We start from the raw sequence: 21,582 nt of genomic DNA on the forward strand, positions 1-21,582 counted from the left end.
GACGCGGTGAGACGCGCCGTTGATGGTGCACGGACGGAGCAATCGGTCAGGAATTGCCCGGCACAGCCACCCAGAAAGGCCCTTCGCCCACCCGAATTCGGCGGGTCACGGTCAGGCGTTCGGTGTCGACCACCACGACTTCACCACTGCCGGTGACTGCTACGAAGAGACGCTTGCCTTCAGTATCGGTACGCAGGCCGTGCGGCCCGGGACCGACCTCGACACGCCCGACAGTGCGCCCTTGCCGCAGATCGATAGCGCTTATCGTCGTCCCTCCCACACCACTGACAAATGCAAACCGACCATCGGGCGTGACATCCACGCCATAGTGGGGCGTACCGATAGGAATTCGGGCCTGTTCCCTGCCGCTGATGGCATCCACTACTACTAGTTGCTGTCGCCCAATACTGGTCACATACAGTTTCTGGCCATCGGGCGAGATGTCGATATTGTGTGGCTGGTCTTTCAAGGGGATCTCACGAAGCTTCTGCATGGCCGTCATGTCGAGCACCGCGATGGCGTCGCCGCCCTGGAGCGTGACATAGGCAGTCCTGCCATTGGGTGCGAATACCGTATTGTGGGGTTTCAGTCCGACCTCGACGCTCTTGTAGACCTCCATAGCCTCCACATCGATGATGCTGACCGAGTCCGCACCCTCGTTGGCAACCACCGCCCAGCGATTCCGCGGTCCGATTTTGACCCCTTTCGGGCTCTCGCCTACCTCCAGGCGTCCGGTGGGTTCGCCGCTATCGGCGTCATAGGCGTAGACGCGATTCTCCTCGGTGCTGGTGGCCAACACCGTAGCGCCGTCGGGACTGACGGTAACGTAGGTCATGTGCGCCCCTGCCTGCCAGCGGTCGACCTTTTCCCCCAGATGCGCTACGGCGCCGTCGGCCTGCAGTGCGACGTAGACATCCCCTTCAACTGCGGCGGCACCTGCCGCGGCCAACGCTAAAACGGCTCCGAGCACCCGCTGTTTCCCGATCATGTTGCCGACCTCCCTGTCCAATCACTGGTGCGGAAAGTCTAGGAGCGTGTCCAGGAATAGCGACCGTCACGGGGCCGGGCAGGCAATCTTCAGTGGCACACACCGGCCCGGTGGCATAACGGCAACATCTCCCACCAGCATGGAGGGTCCGGTGGCCCAGCACTCGACCTCCCGTGTTACGTGTCCTAAGGTTTAGAGGTTAGTAGCATCCCTTCGAGGTTAGGGTGATTGCAGGCATGGGCAACTGGCCACCCGCTTTCCCGCAACTTCAGTTTGTTCAGTCAGGATACCCAAATGAATAGATCAAAATACCTTGTCGGTACTGTCGGCAGTGCCATCTTTCTCTCGCTTCCTGCCATAAGCCAGGGGATTGAGTTGGCCGGCGAGAAACTCGAGCTGTATGGCAAGGCACACATGTCCCTGGACTTCAGTGACCCCGACGCCAGTGGCGAAGAGAGTCAGGCCAGTGTGTCCAATAACTCGACCCGCATCGGCTTCAAGGGTAAGCACGATATCGACACCGGACCCACCCTGTTGTGGCAATACGAACAGGGCGTCGACATCGCGGATGGTGGCGGTGAATTTGCTTCACGAAACAGCTTCCTGGGACTGAAAGGCACGCTGGGTGAAGTCCGTGTCGGCCACCACGATACGCCCTCCAAAAAACTCGGCTCCCGCTGGGGCATGTTCAGTGATACGGTCGGCGATCGCCGCGCCATCCTGGGTGCCTATAGCGGCGCTCGCGGCGAATACGGCAATGTCCTGAATGACCGCGCCGACAACGCCCTGCTCTATATCAATCAGTTTGATGCACTGGAACTGCAAGCGATGTATTCAGCCAGCAACCCGACAGAGAGCACCAGTGGCGGCCTGGATGACAACGACTTCGACCTCGCCAGCGCATCCCTGACCTACAACACGGAGCAGCTGATGATCGGGGCGGCGGCGGAGCGCTGGTCGCTGGATCCGGTCAATGGCGCGGAAGAGGTGGACAACCTGCGTCTGGCTGCGAGTTACACGATGAACAGTTTCAAGGCGGGTGCCATCTATGAATCCACCGACAGCGACGACAGTGTGTTCGAACGTGATGCCTACGGACTGAACGCCGCCTACCGCTTCACCGAGGCGACCGATTTGCGCCTCCAGTATATGGTGGCCGATGACAACGAAGACCAGAGTGCTTCCGGTGCCAGTCAGCTGGCCGTGGGTCTCCACAACCAACTCGACAAGGCGACGCAGATCTACGCCGCCTTCAGCACCACAGATAACGACGCCAACGCCGTCTACCAGGGCATCGATGGCGGTCATGGCGACGAGCTGGAAACCGAGCCGGGCGGCAGTCCATCCTCCTTCTCGGTAGGGGCGGTTTACACTTTCTGACCCCCTTGCGAGCCCCACCCGCCGCTGCGCTCGACAATGAAGAACGGTAACCACGGGGTACACGGGGACCAGGGGACCACGGGGAAAAACAAGTTATTCGGTTTTTTCTCCCCCGTGCGCCCCGTGTTCCCTGTGGTTCGAATCCAAGGGGTGAATCGTGAGTTCTTCAGGAGCCACCCCCTGCTGCGCAGACCCGAATCAGTGAAGAACCTTTAGCTGTCATTGCGAGCCGTACCCGCCGCTGCGCGGCCCCGAATCGATAACGAACGTTCAGCCGTCATTGCGAGGAGCCCCAGCGACGCGGCAATCTGGGGTTTTGGGAGCAGGAGATTACTTCATCGCCGGGGCTCCTCGTAATGACAGCGGGGGCACTTCAGGAGCCGCATCCTGCTGCTGCGTAGGCCCGAATCAATAATGAAGGACGGGGGACCACGGGTAAAACAGGTTATCGGTTTCTTCTCCCCCGTGTTCCCCGTGGTTCGAAATCCAAGAGGTGAATTGTTGAGCTCTTCAGAAAGGGGCGTGCCGATTAAAGCGGAAGCATCTCTCCCGGCCCGGGGAAAATGGGCGGATGTCCTGCCATAATTGGCGGGAAGTCCGCAATCCGGAGAGGTCAATGACGCTGTTTCCCAACAAGCAGGAAATCCCCTCGCCCCAGGAGGCCCTTCCCGGTCGTGAAGAGCCGGTCCCGGTGTCGGAAACCCATTACGTAAGCGACAACCGCATCGTCCCACCGTTTCCCGAGGGAATGGAGTTGGCGATTTTCGGGATGGGCTGCTTCTGGGGTGCCGAGCGTCGCTACTGGCAAACCGGAGGCGTCTACTCCACCATGGTGGGCTATGCCGGCGGCTATACCCGCAATCCTACCTACCGGGAAGTCTGTAGCGGAAAGACCGCCCACGCCGAGGTGGTTCGCATCGTCTATGACACGAAACGAATCAGCTATGAGGATCTTCTGCGGCTCTTCTGGGAGGGCCATGACCCAACCCAGGGTATGCGCCAGGGCAACGACATCGGCACTCAATATCGCTCCGCCATCTACACCCATTCGGAAACACAAATGCGGCTTGCACAGCAAAGCTGCGAGCGCTACCAGGCAGCACTGAAAGAGGCCGGATACGGCAGCATCACTACCGAAATTCGTGAAGCCCCGCCCTTCTACTACGCCGAGGACTACCATCAGCAGTACCTGGCCAAGAACCCCTCCGGCTATTGTGGACTGGGAGGAATCGACGTGCCCTATCCCGTGCCGCAGCCCGGTCTGTGATGCGGAGGATGTCGGCCTGAAGGCCGACCAACGGGAATCGCCGGGGTGGCTCCTGATCGTGCAACAACGGCGGCATCTTTCCGTATAGTGAAGCAATTCAAACGAAAGTCCCTGTCGCCGTGCCCGAGCTCGCTTCCAACGTGGTCTTCCGCACCCAACAGCTGACCAAAACCTATCGTGTCGGCGAGGTGGAGATCCATGCCTTGCGCGGGGTCGATCTGGAGTTCTACGCGGGTGAGTTCGTGGTGCTGCTAGGCGCCTCGGGCAGCGGCAAATCGACCCTGCTCAATATCCTCGGCGGACTGGATACGGCCAGTTCCGGGCGGGTCTTCTACGGCGATACGGAGCTGACCCGCAGCGATGACGCGGCCCTCACCGCCTACCGTCGCGATTACGTGGGCTTTGTCTTCCAGTTCTACAACCTGATCCCCAGTCTCACAGCACGGGAGAACGTGGCCATCGTCACCGAGATTGCCCGTAACCCCCTCACGCCCGAAGAGGCGCTGGGGGTGGTCGGCCTTTCGGAACGGCTCGATCACTTCCCGGCCCAGCTCTCGGGCGGCGAACAGCAGCGGGTGGCCATTGCCCGTGCCATCGCCAAGCGTCCTTCGGTCCTGCTCTGCGACGAGCCGACCGGCGCGCTGGACTCCAGGACCGGCATCGTGGTGCTGGAGGCCCTGCTGAGGGCCAACCGGGAGCTGGGCACCACCACGGCGGTGATCACCCACAATGCCGCCATCGCCGACATGGCCGATCGCGTAATCCATATCTCCGATGGGCACATCACCACCATCGAGCGCAACGAGACCAAGGTTCAGCCGGCGGAGCTCTCCTGGTGATCCGCGCCATCAATCGCAAACTGCTGCGTGACTTCTGGAGCCTGCGTGGCCAGGCGCTGGCCATTGCCATGGTTATCGCCGGCGGCGTCGCCACCTGGATTATCAGTTACAGCACCATCGACTCCCTGGAACAGACCCAGAGCGCCTTTTACCAGGAGTACCGCTTTGCGGAGGTCTTCGCCCAAATCAAACGTGCCCCGACCACGCTCGCCAGCCGCATCGAAGAGATTCCCGGGGTCGCCGAGGTACAGACCCGGACCATCGGCGGCGCCACCCTGCAGGTGCCGGGGTTCGGCGATCCGGTGACGGCGCAGACGGTCTCGATCCCCGATACCGGCCAGCCGGCCCTCAACCGGCTCTACATGCGTGAAGGGCGCCTGCCCGAGCCCTACTCCCCAAACGAGGCGGCAATCAGTGAGCCCTTTGCCGAGGCACACGGGCTGCAGCCGGGCGACGCACTGCAGGCCATCATCAACGGCAAACGCCGCGAGCTGCGCATCAGCGGCATCGCCCTCTCGCCCGAATTCGTCTATCAGATCCGCCCCGGCGATCTGTTCCCCGATTTCGAGCGCTACGCCATTCTCTGGATGCGCAACGAGCCGCTCGCGGCGGCCTGGGACATGGAGCAGGCCTTCAACAGCGTTTCGTTGAGCCTGGAGGGGGGCACCGATGAGAACCGCGTGATCGACCGGCTCGATCGGCTGCTGGAGCGCTACGGCGGCACGGGGGCCTTCGGCCGTGACGACCAGCTCTCCCACGAATACCTCTCCCAGGAGCTGGCCGGGCTGAAGGCCATGGCCCGCATCGTACCGATCATCTTCCTCGGTGTGGCGGCCTTTCTGCTCAGTGTGGTGATCGGGCGCATCGTCGATCAGCAGCGGGACCAGATCGCGGTGCTGAAGGCCTTCGGCTACAGCAACCTGCAGGTGGGCATCCACTACGTCGGTCTGGTAATGCTGTTTGTGACACTCGGTTCCCTGCTGGGATTGGGCCTCGGCGCCTGGCTGGGGCGGGGCATGAGTGGGATCTACAGCGACTTCTTTCGCTTTCCATTCCTTCAGTACGTGCTGACCCCCCAGGTGGCGCTGAGCGGCGTCGGGGTCGCCGCCGCCGCCGCGCTCATCGGCACGCTGCGCTCGGTGAATCGGGCAGTGCGCCTGCCGCCGGCCGAGGCAATGCGGCCGGAGCAGCCGGGGGATTACCGGCCCACCATCATCGAACGGATCGGCGCGCAGCGCTTTTTCGACCAGCCCAGCCGGATGATTATCCGGCATCTGGAGCGCCGCCCCCTGAAATCCCTGCTGTCGGTGCTGGGTATCGCCATGGCCGGTGCCATCCTGATGGTGGGCCTGTTTCAGGAGGATGCCATCGACTACATGATCGATCTGCAGTTCGGCCTCTCCCAGCGGCAGGACCTGATGGTCACCTTCACCGACCCGACGGCCCGTCAGTCGCTGTTCGAACTCGCGACCCTGCCGGGGGTGCTGCGGGCGGAACCGTTCCGCGCGGTGGGGGTGCGCCTGCGTGCCGGCCACCGCACCTGGCGCACCGCAATCCAGGGTTTTGAGAACGGCGGCGATCTCTACCGCGCACTTGGGGCCGATCTGCAACCCATCGAATTGCCCCCGGAGGGCCTGCTGCTCACGGATTACCTGGCGGAGCAGCTCGGAGTGAAGGCGGGGGATTCGATCAGCGTCGAAGTATTGGAGGGCGCCCGGCCGGTACGCTCCGTACCCGTAGTCGGGCTGGTGAACGAGTTGATCGGCCTCTCGGGCTATATGGAGATCAACGCCCTCAACCGGCTAATGAAAGAGGGGCATGTGATTTCAGGCGCATTTCTCGCCGTCGACTCCGCCCGCCTGCAGGGTGTCTTCGACGATCTCCAGCAACGCCCGCGTATCCTGGGCATAGCCCAGCGCGATGCCTCCATCGATGCCTTCGAGGAGACCATGGGAGAGACCATCCTGGTGTTCGCCTTCGTCAATGTGCTGCTGGCCGGCAGTATCGCCTTCGGGGTGGTCTACAACAGCGCCCGCATCACCCTCTCGGAACATGCACGCGAGCTGGCAAGCCTGCGCGTGCTCGGCTTTACCCGGGGCGAAATCAGTTACATCCTGTTAGGTGAATTGGCTATGCTGACGCTGGCGGCCATTCCGTTGGGGTTCGCGATTGGATATGGTTTCGCCTGGCTGATCGCCGAGAACCTCACCTCCGAACTCTACCGGATACCGCTGGTACTGGAGGCGAGCACCTACGGCTTCTCCGCGATGGTGGTGCTAATCGCGGCACTCCTCTCCGGAGAGATCATGCGCCGCCGCCTTTACCGGCTCGATCTCGTGGCGGTATTGAAGACCAGGGAGTAAGGCCGACAGGTGCAGGTGTAGGTCTGTAGGTCGGCCTTCAGGCCGACAAGGCTCCTTGCCTTTACTTTTAATTAACGCAAAGCTTCCGCTCCTGCTCACGCCCCTCACCTACATCCGTGTAGGCGAAGACACCAGGAGCGCAAAGGATTAATGGCTTATTCTCACATAGGGCCGAGAACCATCGGAAACAGCAGAACCGCGTGTGATCCCAGGGTGAACGCATACTCACATCTCTGGTGCCTGCGAGCGGTGTAAGTCCTTGATAGCAGGTACGCTGTGAATACGACCTACAGGGATGTAGGAAGTGAAGAAAACGCAGGAGCAGTTTTTCTTCCGTCCATGTACGCTCGAGTGCAGCATCCCTGCTGCCCACGACCTGCTATCAAGGACTTACACCACTCGCTTCAAAGTATGCGGTTGCCCTGCGTGTGACCCAGGAAAATGACGACATCAAAACTTTGCGTTCTTTGCGTCTTAGCGGTGAATAATCCGGATTAGGAAAACAAGAGCTTGTCCTTTCGAAAAAAAATCGGGCTACTGCTACTGGCTGCGGCGATCGTCGGCCTGCTGCTCTTTGCCTTTCGACCCACGCCGGTGGTGGTCTCGGCGGCGGAGGTGATACGGGCACCGCTTCGAGTGACGCTGGAGTATGAGGGGCGCACCCGGGTGAAGGATCGCTTCGTCATCGGTGCGCCGGCGAATGGATATGCACCGCGCCTGATGCTCGAAGAGGGTGACGCCGTCAGCGCGGGTGAAGTGCTGCTGCGACTGCGACCGCAACCGCCCGTTCTGCTCGACCCGCGCAACCTGCAGCAGGCGCAGGCCGCGGTGGAGGAAGCCCGTTCTGCCCACGAATTCGCCCGCTCGGAGTTGGCACGCATCCGGAAGCTGTTTGAAAGGGGGGATGTCTCCGAGAGCCAGTTCAACGAGGCCGAAAGCATCGCCGCACAGGCCCGCGCCCGCCTTTCTGCCGCCCTGGCCGCGGCCAGCCGGCCCGACAGCGATGCCACCGACGAAGTGCCGCTGATCGCCCCAGCCGACGGCAACGTGCTCGAAATCGCCCACAAAAGTGCCGGCGCAGTCGCCCCGGGTGAACCCATCCTGACCATCGGCAACCCCGAACGGCTGGAGGCAGCCATCGACGTGCTCTCCTCCGATGCAGTCCGGTTGAGCCCGGGCATGCCGGTGCTGTTCGAACGCTGGGGCGGTGGTATCGATCTGGAGGGAGAGGTGCGCACCGTCGAGCCAGCAGCCTTTACCGAGGTCTCCGCCCTCGGAGTGGAGGAGCAGCGGGTGTGGGTGATTGCCGATATCACTTCGCCACGTAACCAGTGGCAGCAACTCGGCGACGGCTATCGAGTAGAGGCCCGTTTCATCCTCTGGCAGGGCGACGACGTACTGCAGGCACCCGCCAGCGCGGTGTTTCGCCGCGGTGAAGCGTGGGCCGCCTTCGTCATGGCCGAAGGACGTGCCCAGCTCAGGCAGGTAGAAGTCGGCCGCCGGGGCGAGCTGGCGGTACAAATTCTCGATGGACTATCCGCCGGCGAACAGGTCATCACCCATCCCGACAGTGACATCGAAGACGGCACCCGGGTTGCGATGCGCGAATAGAAGACAGCGTCGCTGCCGCCAACCGCCGAGGCGTTCACCTACCGATGACGAGGAGAGTCTTTATGGATGCAGAATTTTGGCATGACCGCTGGGTGCGCGGCGAGATCGGTTTTCACCAGCCGGAGGTCAATACCCATTTGCAGACCTTCTGGGATCGTCTGGAGCTGGCGCCCGGAGCCCGGGTCCTGGTACCGCTGTGCGGCAAGAGTCTCGACATGCTCTGGCTGCTCTCGGAGGGCTACGAGGTGCTGGGGGTGGAGATCAGTCCGCTGGCCGTCCAGAATTTTTTCGCCGAGAACGATATCCCGGCAGAGGTTGTGCCGTCCGGCCCTTTCACCCGGTATCGAGCCGATGACCTGGAGATCCTTTGTGGTGATTTTTTTGACCTGACACCCGAGTGGTTGAAAGGGGTCGTCGGTGTCTATGACCGTGCCTCGCTGGTGGCGTTACCGCCCGCCATGCGCAAGCGTTACGCCGACCACCTCAAGGTACTCTTTCCCGGGAGGCTTGAGGCATTACTGGTAACGATGGAATACCCCGAGGGGGAAATGGACGGGCCGCCATTTTCCATCGGGGAGCAGGAAGTTCACACCCTCTATGGCGATAGCTGTGACATCGAGCGGCTGACCGTCTTCGATCTCCTGGACGAAGCTCCACGTTTTCGTGAAAAAGGGCTGACGCGACTGCAGGAGACGGTGTTCCGCCTTTATTCCCGAAGGTGACTTACCAGCCAAACACGGTACAGCACAGGGAAGTGCCGCCAGCTTCAGTGGCTTCGCGTTTCGCGGCGCTGCACCACCCCGTACGCAAATTTCGCCATGGCGCCGGCCAGGTATTCCGGCTCTAGCCTTGCCGTTTCGGGACGACCGCTCCAGTCGGGGTCGACATGACGATCAAACTCCGGCATCTCGTCGGCGCGATAGTGAAGGCGCGCTTCATGCGACTCCATGGGTGCGGCCAATATACTCTCGACCGCCCCGATACTGATGCCGAGAAATTCGGCAATGGCTTTGTTGGACTGCCCGAGTTCCTCCCGGAGAATCAGGGCATAAACCGATTCCACCAGGGCCGGCAGAATGCCCTGGTCATGGTGCCGGACCGTTTCCCCCGGGCCACCCAACTCCTCGATGGCGGTAGTCACCACGTCCATCACCTTGGCGTCCACTCGTTCGGCAGTCATTTCCATGGTTCATCTCCTGGGGCCCGTTCCTGCCAAAAAGTATAGCGGCGGTCTCAGCCAACGATGCCCAATGTCAGCATTCCCGCCACATAGATCAACAATACCAGTACGCTTTCAAAGCCGATATTGGCAAAGCCGGTCTGCTCCCTGCGCAGCAGGCCCAGCAACAGTATGCCGGTGAGCAGTATTGTCAGGGCAATGGTGAACAGCTGGTCGCCGGTGATGGCGTGGTAGATGGAGCCCCCCCGGTAGGCGAAATCGGAAAAGGCGGTAAACAGGACGTCGAAGCTGTTGCCACCGATAATAACGCCGACCGCCATGGTCAATGCGCCCTGGCGAACCGCGGCCAGTGCAGTGACCAGTTCCGGCAGCGAGGTCGCCACGGCGGTAAACAGACCGCCGACGATCCCCTCCGAGAGACCGGTGCGATCGGCGATCGCCATACCGGTAAGGGCGACCGCGTATCCGGCGGCGGCCAGTATGGCCGCCAGCGCGATAAACACCAGCCACAGCAGTGGTAGCGAGACGTGCTCCTCGGCTCGTGTGGTGGGCTCATCCTCCCGTGTCTCATGGGTGTGCATCGGCCGCCAGAGAGGCGCCGCACGGGCCCTGGCAATGAGCCTGGTCCCGGCCAGATAGGCCGCCAGCAGCACCAGGGACAAGGGATGGATTCCGAGGAAGTGTACCGGTGGCCCCGCCATGGCAAGGATCGGAATCGAAAGCAGCGTAATGAGCAGCGCCCCCTGAACCAGGTTTTCGATAGAGGCAGCGGCGTGCTCCAGATTGGCGCGCCGATAGGTAAAGTCGGCAATCGCCAAAAATGTGGTTTGTGCGGCGATACCCCCGATGGCATTGCTGATTGCCAGCGCCGGATAGCCGCTGTGGGCCGCCACCACGGAGGTCACGATGCCGGACAGCGATGTGCTCCCACCCAGAAGCACGGCGCCGAAAATCGCCTCCCCCATCCCGGTCAGATCCGCCAGGGCATCGGCAATTCGGGCCAGCCGAATCCCGGCAAGGGTAATCACCACCGTGGCGACAGCGAAAAGGACGATGACGATCGCTATCGGCATCCGGGCGAGTGAGAACGCATCCATAGGTCTAGTGTACTGTTGCATGCTTGGCGGTGCTTTCAGCGAGCCGCTGGCCGGCCAGATGCTAGGCGCGCTTGCGCAGGAATGGCGGGCCCTTTGAAGTGCAGGGACGCACAAATGCCGCGGGCGCATGGATGCGCAGGAGCGGCCCAAGAAACGCAACGCCGCAGATGACCGGCCAGCGGCTCGCCCGAAGGGAGCCCCCCAAAAACGCCATGACGGCGTTGCGGACTCCATCCCTGGAGTCCACCCTTCGGGCCAGCCTGCGGCTGTCCGAATCCGCTCCCGGCGGATTCGTGCAGCGCTTGACAAGGGAATAACCATTGCCTGCGCGCTACGCCTTGTCCTGACGTTTTTGGGGGGCTCTGAAAGTATCGCCAAGCATGCAACAGTACACGAACGTAGAAGAGAAGAGGCAAGTAAGCCGCTATCCTCAGGCGCGGAATACGGGTGAAGGCTGGCAGGCTATGGTTTTTCCCAAGGGATTCCATACGGAACCAGGGAGGGTGACATGGACCGCTGGCAGGCTGTAGAAGCCATTTTTCCCCACGTAATGGAACTCCGGCGCAGCTTCCACCGTCACCCGGAGCTCGCCTTCGAAGAGGTCGAGACCGCGCGCATGGTCATGGCGGAACTTCGACGCCTGGGTGTGCCCTATGAATACACCGGCCCCGGCGGTGGTGTCGTCGGGCATATCGTGGGTGACGATGAGGGACCGGTGGTCGCCTTGCGTGCGGAAATGGATGCACTTCCCGCCGAAGAGAAGACCGATCTCCCCTTCGCCTCCGAGAACCGGGGACGCATGCACGCCTGCGGGCACGATGCCCACATGGCCATGCTCCTGGGAGCGGCGGCCCTGTTGAAGACCGACCCGCCCCCCGGCGAAGTGCGGGTCGTGTTTCAACCCGCCGAGGAGCAGGGTGGCGGTGCCCGGGTGATTCTGGACTCCGGAGCGCTGGCTGGTGTGCAGGCCATCTTTGGAGGCCATGTCACCCACCATCACGCCACGGGCGAGATTATGGTCAAGGATGGCATCGTCACCGCACAGTCGGATATTTTCCACGTACGCATCACCGGTAGTGGCGGTCACGGCGCCCGACCCCACGAGGCCACCGACGCGGTGGTGATTCTCGGCATGTTGATCACCGCACTCCAGACCCTTGTCTCCCGCAGCGCCAACCCCCTCCACCCCACGGTAGTCACGGTGGGGCGTGCAGCGGCCGGCAGTGCCGCCAATGTAATTGCCGAGGACGGGGAAATGGAAGGCACCATTCGCACCACCGATCGGGAGGTTCGGAGCCATGTCCTGGAGGGGCTTCGACGCATGGCCGGGGCGATGGCGGAGTTGCACGGTGCCCGTATCGATCTCGACCTGGAAGAGGGCTACCCGCCGCTGGTCAATACACCCCGGGAGACCTCCATTGCACGCCGTGCGGCACTCACCGTCGTCGGCCAACAGGCGACCTTCGAGGATGAACACCCGACGTTGGGAGCCGAGGACTTTTCCTACTACCTGGAGCAGGTACCAGGGGCCTACGTGCGCTTCGGTGCCCTGAGAAAAGGAGATACCCCCAAGGCCCTGCACAGCCCCGAATTCAGTGTCGATGAAGAGGTGCTGAAGTACGGCGCCCTGTGGTTCGAGGAAGTCGCGCGGGAAACCATGCGTGATTTGCGGGGGAAGGCCTGATGCGCTTCAACGGGTCGACCGCGGATACCATCGGTGTCGAGTACGAACTTCAGCTCCTCGACGGAGACAGCCTCGATATGGCCGATGCCATTCTCCCCCTGCTCGAGCGCATGTCCGAGGGTCATGCGCATATCGAGCCGGAATACATCCAGAGCACCGTGGAGGTGGTATCCCGGGCCATGGAGGACTGCCATGCCCTGGAATCACACCTCAGGGAACGGGTGGCCTTTATCCGCAACAAGTGCCATGAACTCGGACTGGAGCTGTGCGGCGGGGGCACGCATCCGTTCCGCACGCGCCTGGGCAAGGTCACCCCGAAGCCGCGCTACTACGATGTGGAGGCGGAAACCGGCTATGCAGGGGCGATACAGATGGTGTGCGCCACTCACGTGCACATCGGTGTACCCTCCGGGGATGAAGCGATCTGGCTGATGCGCCGGCTCAGACCGTATCTGCCGGTACTGCTGGGGCTTTCGGCCGCATCGCCGTTTTACATGGGCGTGGACTCGGGGTTCGCCGCCTACCGGCCCCGGATTCTGTTGGCGGCCCACAGCTACGGCACACCACCGCCGCTGCGCAGTTGGCCGGAATTCGAGGCCATCTGGCGCGCGGCACGGCGGGCAAACGTCTACCGCACCTTCAAGGACATGCACTGGGATATCCGGCCAAAACCGGAGTTCGGCACCGTGGAGGTGCGCATTATGGACGGCCAGCGCACGGTGCACGCGACGGTCGCGCTGGCTGCCCTGGTTCACAGCCTTTCCCGCCACCTGCAGCACCGGCAACGCGGACATGAATGCTTGCCGGAGCTGCCCTATTGGGCTGAAGTGGAAAATGCCTACCGCGCCGCTCACCTGGGTCTCGATGCCCATCTCATCATCAATGAGCATGGCGATACCCGTCCCCTGCCCGATATCGCCACGGAGATGCTGAAGACCATCGAGCCCGCGGCTCGGGCGTTCGGTGAAACCGCCTGGCTGGAGAGTGTTACCAAAATGGTGAACGGCGGCGCGAGTTATCTGCGCCAGCGAGCGGTATTCGCCCGTGCCGGCTCGCTGAGGGAGGTGGTCGCGGATGCCGTGGCGGAGTTGGCCGAGGATCTGACCCGCCACTGAAGCCGGAGATCGCAGATTAGCCGATGCGCTCGTCCTCGGTCGCCTTGTCCCGCATATACAGTGCCAGCTCCGCTATCGCCTCCTCGCGGGTTGGAAATGGTCCCCGATCGCCCTCCCGGGTTGAAAAGTACCAGTCGGCACCGATGCTGAACATGCGGCCGGAGCGAAACGGCGCCGGACCCGATTCGCCTTCGCGATTCTCGTTCATTGCAACACTCCGTGTTTAAAGCTCAGATCCTAACCGGAAATCCCATGGCTTGTCGCCTCCGATCTTACGAGCCCCGGAGCGACCGCATTTCTGGAAGGGAGCCTTTCGGTCCACTTGGCGGGTGCTCTGCCCTTTACCGCCCTTTCTGCCAAAACAGGGGGACATTTCGCCCCTTGAAGAGCGGGATCAGCAGCATCCCGGCAATGAACCCCCCCAAGTGGGCAAACCACGCCACGCCGGGCTCATCGGGGTTGGCGCCCAGTGAGTTGATGAACTGGAGCAGGAACCAGAGCCCCAGTACCGCAACCGCAGGCAGATAAACGAAATAGGGGAAGATGAAGATCGGAATCACTACCAGCACCCGGGCGGTCGGGTGCAGCAGGAGATAGGCGCCAAGGATGCCGGCGACCGCACCACTCGCTCCGATCATTGGCAGCGCCATACCGGGATTGATCAGACCCTGGGCCATCGAAGCCGCCAGACCGCAAACAAGGTAGAAAACGATAAAACGCCCGTGACCCATGGCATCCTCGACATTGTTGCCGAAAATCCACAGGTAAAGCATATTCCCCACCAGATGCAGTAGTCCGCCATGGACAAACAGGGACGTGAACAGCGTCATCTCGGCGGGAACCAGGTGCAGCTCAGGAGGCAGTTCCCGGTCACCAAACAGCGTTGCCGGGATGAATCCCAAACTGTACACAAATGCCTGCCGCCCGTTCTCCGAGAGCGAGAAGTGCCACGCAAAGACGACTACGCAGGCGATAATGATGGCAACAGTAACCACCGCCGGGCGGCGGGTCGGATTGTCGTCACGAAGCGGGATCATGGAGTAGGCCGCCGTTGCTTTCTTCCAGTGTAGTGTGGAAGCTCACCCCCGAACCACCGGGACCCGAAAACGGGCAACGAACCCCTCGACGACCTCCAGCAACTCGGCGTCGAGTCGCGACAGCGCGGCAACGCGAATATCTGCAGGGACACCACCGTAATACGCCTCGGCGACGGCTCCGGCCATGCAGGCCTGTGTGTCAGCGTCACCGCCCAGGGAGACCGCACCGCGCACCGCCGACTCGAAGTCGTCCGCTTCCAGAAACACAATCATCGCTTCGGGGACCGAGCCGGGACAGGTGGCGTCGAACCGGTAGTCAGGCCGGATATCCGCCAGCGATCGCTTCAGATCATAACCGAAGACCTTTTCAAGATGGCGGCGAATGACGGACTTGTTTTCCCCCTGCCGAGCCAGGAAAACCGCCACCGCAATCGCCTGAGCACCCTTGATACCTTCCGGATGATTGTGGCTGACTGCGGCACTGCGCCGCGCCTCCCGATAGACGCTCTCCAGCTCGGAACAGGCCCAGCCTACGGGCGCCACTCGCATCGCCGAACCATTACCAAGGCTATCGTAGGCTGGTGCACCGGGGGTGGCGGCCCATTGTCGAAAACCCCGACCATAGCCGGCGTCGGGGTATTTCCGGAACCAGCGCCGATAGGCCTCGGCGTAATCTCCCTCGTACATCAGTACTTCCGCGGTCGCCACCGACAGCACGCTGTCATCGGTAAAACGTGCCCCCGGGGAGAACAGCGGAAAGTCGCCGGATTTAATGGGGGACGCCTCGAACACGGAACCGATGATATCACCGGCAATGGCACCTATCATTTCGTTACCCCATGTCTTTGGAGGTGATCCATGGTCCTGCGCTTCCTCTCTGTCTCTCTGCTGGTCGTAATCACGACAGCTTGTGCACAGCTGTTTCCCGCGCCTTCGCCGGATCAACCCTTTTATGCTCCGCCGAAGGGTTCGCGTCTCGAACTACTGCAACCGATCCCGATTCCCGGCAATGAGGTCAGTGTCTGGATTCAGCAGGGTCGAGTCATTGACTACCAGAATGCCGACCGCTATCAGGCCTTTTGCAAATTCGAGATGTGGAGCAAGCTCGACCGCCCCCGCACCGTTCAACCCGATACGTTCACCGTCGAACGAGTGCGGCGCATGGACTGGGCTGTGCGTCGCGACGAACCGCTGCGACTCGCCGGCGTTGGCGTGGGTGGCGTCGGCGATGACGTGGGCGGCCCGGCTTTCTTCATCATGTCCACCGAAATGTTCCTGGATTCGCCGCGTCAGCCGGATGTCCACCGTCTCACCTGTCAGCATTGGGAAGATGCGCGATTGCCCAGGCATTTGACCATCAACGAGATGCGTCGGACCTTGCAGGGTATTTTCGATCTGGAACTGCCCGAGGAACCTCGCCAGCGAGATTAGTGTAACCGACCGTCGGGTGGGCGGCTCCCGGCGGTATTGCCTGCCTCCGGCTCCTCCTCTTCGGAAGGGACGGACTCGGCCACGACGCCGAGCACGGCACGGGCGTGCTCCCGAGCCTGCTCCAGTGAGACCCCTTCCCGCTCGCTCACCCGCTGAAAGAAGACTTCAGGGTCCAGCCTTTCCCGCTCCAGCAGCGGAGCCTCCAGTAGATGGGCCAGTTCCGGCGGCAAGAGAGACGCCAGATAACTGGCCTCCTGACCCGTGAGTTGCTCTGCAAGGGTACTGATGGTGGCGCGTCCGGCATGCAGCGCAGCCGAGGCATCCCCGAGCCCGGCCCGCTCCTGAATCCGGGTGAGGAATTCTTCGGTATCCATCGGCGGTGCTCCCCTGGTGCTGTTTCCTGTCGTGGCTCGAATTCACCCGACGTCGGTGACCGAACCGATCCGCTGTGGAGCGGAACTCCACAATGACGAATGGCCTGTGAGCAAAGAATAGCGGTTTATTTACGAACCCGGCACGGTATGCCGACCCGCCAGCCGCGATCTAAGCTCAGGGTAAGACTCAACGCCAGCCCCCGGGGAGGGATGCCGCGATGGCGCGACACAAGGAGCAATTCTGGCTGACCCGCCGCATGCGGGTCTCGGCGGAGCGTCGCATCCAACCCCTGCGCTGGCGTCCGCCTACAGACATTTATCGAACCGGCTACGGCTGGATGGTGAAGTTTGAACTGGCCGGCGTCGAGGAGGAAGCCGTCCAGGTACTCCTGCAGGGCCACTGGTTACGACTGAGCGGCAGCCGCGTCGACCTCGAGTGCAGTAAAGGTGCCGAGCCCCACACGCTCGAAATCACCTACAGCCATTTCGAGCGGACGGTGGAACTACCGATTGAGGCAGAGGGTGCCCGGCTCGAGACCGAATACCGTTGCGGCATGTTTCTGGTGCACATCATCGAGGAGGGAACCACGTCATGAACGACCATACCCTGGAGAGTTTGCCGGTTTTCCCGCTGCGCCAGACCCCGCTGTTCCCGTTCGTTCTGGCGCCGTTCTCCGCAGGCCGGCCTGCCTCGGTCAAGGCGTTGGAGGTGGCACTGGCCCGCAAAGAGAAAAGCATCGCCGTGTTCGCCCAACGTGACGCCAGGGTCCAGGACCCCGGTGGCGATGACCTTTTTGAATATGGGACACGCGCCACCGTTCGTCAGATGGCGCGTTCCGAAGACACTATAGAAGTCGTCCTCCAGGGAATTGAGCGCATTCGTCTCGTGGATGTCGAGGAGAATGAGGATTTCCTGAAGGTTCGAACGGAACCCGCACCGATTGCCATCGAGCAAGGGACGGAAGTCGACGCCCTGCAGCGTGAACTGGTCAGTCTGGCGGCCAGCTATCAAAGCACAACCCAGATCATGCAGGAGTACGATGTGCGGCAACTGGCGGTACAGATAGGCGATCCGATGCACCTGGTCTACCTGCTGGCATCGCTGCTCGAGCTGGACAAGGCCAAGGCACAACGATTGTTGACAGCCGCATCCAACATCGAGGCCATGCAACTGCTACTCGGTTACCTGCGCCATGAGCTGCAGGTGGCCGAACTTCGCCAGGAGATCGCCGGACAAGCAGCTACCGAGGTGGGACGTGAGCAGCGTGAGTACATGCTTCGCCAGCAACTGCGGGCCATCCAGGAGGAGCTCGGTGAAACCGACCCGCAGGCGGCAGAGGCCCGGCAACTGCGCAGCCAGTTCGAAGAAGTGGAACTGCCGGCTCCGGTTCGCAAGGAAGCGGAGCGGGAGCTGGCACGCATGGAGCGTATCCCGCCCAGTTCGCCCGAATACCAGGTGGCACGCTCCTATCTGGAGCTGATCCTCGATCTGCCGTGGCAGAAGAGCACCGATGACATGCTCGATCTGGGACGGGCGCGGGAGATCCTCGACGAAGACCACTTCGACCTCGAGGATATCAAGGAACGTATCCTCGAACACCTGGCTGTTCTCAAGCTCAACCCGGAGGCGCAGGCGCCCATCCTCTGCTTCGTGGGTCCACCCGGCGTCGGCAAGACTTCGCTGGGACAATCCATTGCCCGGGCCCTGGGTCGGCAGTTTGAGCGCTTCTCCATTGGCGGTCTGCACGATGAGGCGGAACTGCGCGGCCACCGCCGGACTTACATCGGCGCGATGCCGGGACGCATCATGCAGGCGATCCGCCGTGCGGGAGTCACCAACCCGCTGCTGATGCTCGATGAGGTGGACAAGGTCGGGCGTGACTTCCGCGGCGACCCCGCATCGGCTCTGCTGGAGATCCTGGACCCGGCCCAGAATTTCGAGTTCCGGGACAATTACCTGGACCTACCCTTTGATCTGTCCAAGGTGTTTTTCATCACCACCGCCAATACGCTGGATACCATACCGGGACCGCTGCTGGATCGCATGGAGGTAATCCGCCTGTCGGGATACTCGGATCAGGAAAAGCTGGAGATCGCCCGGCGCTATCTGGTGGATCGGATGCGCCGCCAGGCGGGACTCACTGAGGAGCAGTTCCGGCTCTCTGATGAGACCATCGTAGCGCTCATCAGCCGCTATACCCGCGAGGCGGGGGTGCGCAATCTTACCCGGGTGCTGGGCCGCGTGGCACGCAAGGTGGCGCTGCACATTGCCGAGGGCAAGGAACCCGCGGCCATTGACCCGGACACACTGACGGAATGGCTGGGACCGCCGCGATTCTTCATTGAACAGGCACGCCAGCAATTGCCGGCAGGCGTGGCTACCGGACTGGCCTGGACCGAAAGCGGCGGGGATGTCCTCTATATCGAGGCCATTCAGCTTCCGGAGAACGAAGGGCTGACGCTCACCGGACAGCTCGGCGGAGTGATGCAGGAGTCGGCGCGGGCGGCGCGCAATTACATCCTCTCGCACGGCGAAGACTTTGGTGTGGGCACACCCAAAGCGGGCGTGCACATCCATGTGCCGGCCGGGGCAATCCCCAAGGACGGCCCCTCGGCCGGCGTCACCATGGCCGCGGCCGTCGCCTCTCTCTATTCCGGGTATGCGACACGCAGCGACACCGCCATGACCGGCGAAATCACCCTGACCGGGTTAGTGCTGCCGGTAGGAGGGGTCAAGGAGAAGGTACTGGCTGCACGGCGCGCCGGGCTCAAGCGGGTCATCCTGCCGGCAAGGAATGAAGACGACCTGGCAAAACTGCCCGACAGTGTCCGCAATGAAATGGAGTTCATCTTTGCCGAACGCATCGAGGATGTACTGGCGGCCGCCATCCCGGAGCTTTCCGAACGTCTGCGGGCGGCATAGCAGGTGCCGTCGCTACCAGAACAGATCGAAACGCAGCCCCACATATTCGGCCGCCAGGCTGTTTCTCCCGCGCAGGGGCAGACCGTAGTATAGGCGGACCGATACCGGGATCCCGCTGGGGTAGAGATTGAACCCGATCTCCGGCTCCAGGCGGAGCAGCATGCTGTCGGTATGGTCGACGGCCAGCAAGGCACCCCGATACTGTTCAGTCGCGGCATCGTACTGCTGCTCCCGTCGCACCGCCTGGGTCTCGTAAATGGCTTTCAGTGCCACAAAACCATTGAAGCCAGGGCGCGGAATGCGACGGAAAGCGAGCAGTTCCACGTAGTGGTAAAGGCCCGGCTGGAACTCTCTGGAAAGCTTTCGTGTCCCCGTGGGGTCCGCTTCGTCCTCCTTCCCCTTGAACTGGTACTCATGACGCGTATGGAGGTTGAATAGCCAGCGTTCACCCGGCTCCCAGTCCCAGGCAAACCAGATGCCCAGGTCGGTCTGACCATCCCCCACCGAGATGTCGCGGGGCTGCAGGGGATCGGCAACATGCCCGGTCGGCAGTCGCACACCGAGCGTATAGGCGAAGCGAAAAGGGTCGTCGTTATCTTCACCTATCAGCCGATGCTTGAGGCCGATCACCGTGTCCCCCCACGCGGATGCCGAGCCATCAGCTGCATTGTCTGCCACCGCTACCACCCCCTCAATTCCCACCTGCAGGGGCTCCGGCAGCGCACTCCAGCCCGCCTCCCGATCGAGACTGGCGGAGTACTCCAGCTGCCGGTCGAGATAGTGTGTCCAGAGCCCGAAGTTGAGTGACGCAGTGATGCCGTATTCGAAATAGAGGTCGTGCCGAATCTGGGTGAACCGCCCGTCGGTATCCACACGGTAGACGGAGGGCTCTTCCGTGGACAGCCCGTGTTCCTTCAACGTCTCGTCGTAGACAGCTCCGAGGGAGCGGCGGCCGCCACTGGCATCGAAATACTCGTCGGTTTCGGCTGAGGTGTACTGATAGCGAAGGTGGCTGACACCGGCCGACAGCATTTCCGCTGTGTTACCGAAGGCCATTCCAGACCAAAGCAGCCACAGGTGTGCATGGGCCCAGCCGGGCGGGCATCGGCGGGAGAAGTTTTTCGACATGGCAGGTAGCTATCTTGAGGAAAAAGTCGAGCATCCTGCCGGATTATTCTTATATCCGCGTTCCTGTTGATGATTAAATTCTGCTCGTTTCAGGCGGGTTTGACAAACTCCTGCACTTTGCGAGGAGGAGTGTTCTGCTTTAGGAAGGGAAGAGGCCCGGCAGTGTTGCCGGGCCCCGGCTTTCCTAGTGGACCCGCTTTACCAACAGGTGCTTCGCTTTCTCAGCCATCCGGCGATTCTGGTCCTGGACCTCATGGAAGAAGTCGGCCGCTTCCTGGTCGCCGTCTTTCTCCGCATCGGCGATGTACTTCTTGCAGGTATCGGCGCCCTGAAGGGCGTGGTAAAGAGTGCTGACGATGTCGTAGTGCTCGTCATGCATTCCGGTATCTTGCTCCGTAGCCATAGTTCAGCCTCCTGCTTTTCCGTGGATGGGTTCCCTTTGTAACCTGAGTTTAGCAGCCTGTCAGCCATAAACATCACGAGCCGTACCCGCCGCTGCGCGCCCCGAATCGGTGACGAACTCTTAGCCGTCATTGCGAACCGTACCCCCTGCTGCACAGGCCTGAATCAATGAAAAACGTTTATCTGTCATTGCGAGGAGCCTCGGCGACGCGGCAATCTTGCTGTTGGGAGTTAGAGATTACTTCGTCGCTGGAGCTCCTCGTAATAACAGCCGGGATGGCAAGTTCATCAGGAGCGCGAGCGAGAGTGATCCGGGTTTTTCACTTCACCCCTTTCTATCATCGCGACGGCCCACGACAACACCGGCTGAAGTCGGTCGGGTAGTAAACGCGCCGCTTCAGAAGAGGTGCACCAGCGCCCCTCGTGGTGTTCGGGACGGCCAAGATCCGGATTGACACGCAATTCGAACCGCTCCTGCCGTGTCTCGCCCAAGTAGTAGCGAGCCACCTTGTTACGTCGGTACGGAGCCGTCTCCGAATAGACCTTACCCCAGGGAAACCGCAGGTCCTCGATGCCGGTCTCTTCCGCTACCTCGCGCAACGCCGCTTGCATCGGGGTTTCATTTTCTTCCACCCTCCCTTTGGGAAAATCCCAGTTCCGATAGGCCCGCAGCAAAAGAAACCACCACGAGCCTTTGAAACGGCGAACCACTACTACGCCGGCGGAAAGGGTCCGTGCCATGGGCATACCTTGTTTGTCGGCC

General features: G+C 61.8%; 21 protein-coding genes. 11 read left to right on the plus strand and 10 right to left on the minus strand.

The window, feature by feature from the left end:
• Positions 1 to 46: 46 nt before the first annotated feature.
• Positions 47 to 988, minus strand: a complete 942-nt coding sequence (locus BLP65_RS03895) for a YncE family protein (protein ID WP_092992818.1) — start codon at positions 986 to 988, stop codon at positions 47 to 49.
• Positions 989 to 1,282: 294 nt separating this feature from the next.
• Here BLP65_RS03895 and BLP65_RS03900 point away from each other — a divergent pair, with 294 nt between their 5' ends.
• The 6 genes from BLP65_RS03900 (at position 1,283) to BLP65_RS03925 (ending at position 9,170) form a co-directional block, all read left to right on the plus strand.
• On the plus strand, positions 1,283 to 2,368 hold the full coding sequence (locus tag BLP65_RS03900) for a porin (protein ID WP_092992820.1): 1,086 nt from the start codon (positions 1,283 to 1,285) through the stop codon (positions 2,366 to 2,368).
• A 616-nt stretch (positions 2,369 to 2,984) separates the two neighbouring features.
• A complete protein-coding gene (gene msrA, locus BLP65_RS03905; RefSeq protein WP_092992822.1) occupies positions 2,985 to 3,635 on the plus strand; it encodes a peptide-methionine (S)-S-oxide reductase MsrA in 651 nt (216 codons plus the stop codon).
• Positions 3,636 to 3,754: 119 nt separating this feature from the next.
• Positions 3,755 to 4,474 (plus strand): ABC transporter ATP-binding protein, encoded by a 720-nt coding sequence (locus BLP65_RS03910; RefSeq protein ID WP_092992824.1) that lies wholly within the window; start codon positions 3,755 to 3,757, stop codon positions 4,472 to 4,474.
• Positions 4,471 to 6,837: an ABC transporter permease gene (locus tag BLP65_RS03915; protein ID WP_317623049.1), complete on the plus strand. Its 2,367-nt coding sequence runs from the start codon at positions 4,471 to 4,473 to the stop codon at positions 6,835 to 6,837. The genes BLP65_RS03910 and BLP65_RS03915 overlap by 4 nt, the downstream gene beginning before the upstream one ends.
• A gap of 510 nt (positions 6,838 to 7,347) precedes the next feature.
• A complete protein-coding gene (locus tag BLP65_RS03920; RefSeq protein WP_092992826.1) occupies positions 7,348 to 8,448 on the plus strand; it encodes an efflux RND transporter periplasmic adaptor subunit in 1,101 nt (366 codons plus the stop codon).
• Positions 8,449 to 8,510: 62 nt separating this feature from the next.
• Positions 8,511 to 9,170, plus strand: coding sequence for a thiopurine S-methyltransferase (locus tag BLP65_RS03925; RefSeq protein WP_092992828.1), 660 nt, complete (start codon positions 8,511 to 8,513; stop codon positions 9,168 to 9,170).
• A gap of 44 nt (positions 9,171 to 9,214) precedes the next feature.
• Here BLP65_RS03925 and BLP65_RS03930 read toward each other — a convergent pair whose 3' ends face one another.
• Positions 9,215 to 9,634 carry a hypothetical protein gene (locus BLP65_RS03930; RefSeq protein WP_092992829.1) on the minus strand — a complete coding sequence of 140 codons (420 nt, stop codon included), beginning with the start codon at positions 9,632 to 9,634 and terminating at the stop codon, positions 9,215 to 9,217.
• A gap of 47 nt (positions 9,635 to 9,681) precedes the next feature.
• Positions 9,682 to 10,746, minus strand: coding sequence for a sodium:calcium antiporter (locus BLP65_RS03935; RefSeq protein WP_245688230.1), 1,065 nt, complete (start codon positions 10,744 to 10,746; stop codon positions 9,682 to 9,684).
• A gap of 487 nt (positions 10,747 to 11,233) precedes the next feature.
• Here BLP65_RS03935 and BLP65_RS03940 point away from each other — a divergent pair, with 487 nt between their 5' ends.
• Positions 11,234 to 12,409, plus strand: a complete 1,176-nt coding sequence (locus BLP65_RS03940) for a M20 metallopeptidase family protein (protein ID WP_092992831.1) — start codon at positions 11,234 to 11,236, stop codon at positions 12,407 to 12,409.
• Entirely contained in the window at positions 12,409 to 13,524 is a 1,116-nt protein-coding gene (locus BLP65_RS03945) for a carboxylate-amine ligase (protein ID WP_092992833.1), read from the plus strand. Before BLP65_RS03940 ends, BLP65_RS03945 begins: the two co-directional genes overlap by 1 nt.
• Before the next feature lie 16 nt (positions 13,525 to 13,540).
• Here BLP65_RS03945 and BLP65_RS03950 read toward each other — a convergent pair whose 3' ends face one another.
• From BLP65_RS03950 to BLP65_RS03960, 3 genes are all read right to left on the minus strand, one after another.
• Entirely contained in the window at positions 13,541 to 13,732 is a 192-nt protein-coding gene (locus BLP65_RS03950) for a DUF6316 family protein (RefSeq protein ID WP_092992835.1), read from the minus strand.
• 133 nt (positions 13,733 to 13,865) lie between these two features.
• Positions 13,866 to 14,561 carry a rhomboid family intramembrane serine protease gene (locus BLP65_RS03955; protein ID WP_092992837.1) on the minus strand — a complete coding sequence of 232 codons (696 nt, stop codon included), beginning with the start codon at positions 14,559 to 14,561 and terminating at the stop codon, positions 13,866 to 13,868.
• Positions 14,562 to 14,603: 42 nt separating this feature from the next.
• The gene (locus tag BLP65_RS03960; protein ID WP_092992839.1) at positions 14,604 to 15,389 is read right to left on the minus strand and encodes an ADP-ribosylglycohydrolase family protein; all 786 of its coding nucleotides are present in this window, start codon (positions 15,387 to 15,389) and stop codon (positions 14,604 to 14,606) included.
• Between the two features lie 30 nt (positions 15,390 to 15,419).
• Here BLP65_RS03960 and BLP65_RS03965 point away from each other — a divergent pair, with 30 nt between their 5' ends.
• The gene (locus BLP65_RS03965) at positions 15,420 to 15,992 is read left to right on the plus strand and encodes a hypothetical protein (protein WP_092992841.1); all 573 of its coding nucleotides are present in this window, start codon (positions 15,420 to 15,422) and stop codon (positions 15,990 to 15,992) included.
• On the opposite strand, the gene BLP65_RS03970 is transcribed toward BLP65_RS03965, so the two are convergent.
• On the minus strand, positions 15,989 to 16,366 hold the full coding sequence (locus tag BLP65_RS03970) for a DUF2267 domain-containing protein (RefSeq protein WP_092992843.1): 378 nt from the start codon (positions 16,364 to 16,366) through the stop codon (positions 15,989 to 15,991). The two genes, BLP65_RS03965 and BLP65_RS03970, sit on opposite strands and share 4 nt — an antisense overlap.
• A gap of 218 nt (positions 16,367 to 16,584) precedes the next feature.
• On the opposite strand from BLP65_RS03970, the gene BLP65_RS03975 reads away from it, so the two are divergent.
• Together BLP65_RS03975 and lon are read left to right on the plus strand one after the other, a co-directional pair.
• On the plus strand, positions 16,585 to 16,962 hold the full coding sequence (locus tag BLP65_RS03975) for an Hsp20/alpha crystallin family protein (protein WP_092992845.1): 378 nt from the start codon (positions 16,585 to 16,587) through the stop codon (positions 16,960 to 16,962).
• On the plus strand, positions 16,959 to 19,289 hold the full coding sequence (gene lon, locus BLP65_RS03980) for an endopeptidase La (RefSeq protein WP_092992847.1): 2,331 nt from the start codon (positions 16,959 to 16,961) through the stop codon (positions 19,287 to 19,289). The genes BLP65_RS03975 and lon overlap by 4 nt, the downstream gene beginning before the upstream one ends.
• 12 nt (positions 19,290 to 19,301) lie before the next feature.
• Here lon and BLP65_RS03985 read toward each other — a convergent pair whose 3' ends face one another.
• From BLP65_RS03985 to BLP65_RS03995, 3 genes are all read right to left on the minus strand, one after another.
• Positions 19,302 to 20,417, minus strand: a complete 1,116-nt coding sequence (locus BLP65_RS03985) for a transporter (protein WP_092992849.1) — start codon at positions 20,415 to 20,417, stop codon at positions 19,302 to 19,304.
• Between the two features lie 184 nt (positions 20,418 to 20,601).
• Entirely contained in the window at positions 20,602 to 20,820 is a 219-nt protein-coding gene (locus tag BLP65_RS03990; RefSeq protein ID WP_092992851.1) for a hypothetical protein, read from the minus strand.
• Positions 20,821 to 21,107: 287 nt separating this feature from the next.
• Complete coding sequence (locus BLP65_RS03995) at positions 21,108 to 21,560, minus strand: bis(5'-nucleosyl)-tetraphosphatase (protein ID WP_092992853.1); 453 nt, start codon at positions 21,558 to 21,560, stop codon at positions 21,108 to 21,110.
• Positions 21,561 to 21,582: the final 22 nt, after the last annotated feature.

This window comes from Thiohalomonas denitrificans (assembly GCF_900102855.1).
GTDB classification, from domain to species: domain Bacteria; phylum Pseudomonadota; class Gammaproteobacteria; order Thiohalomonadales; family Thiohalomonadaceae; genus Thiohalomonas; species Thiohalomonas denitrificans.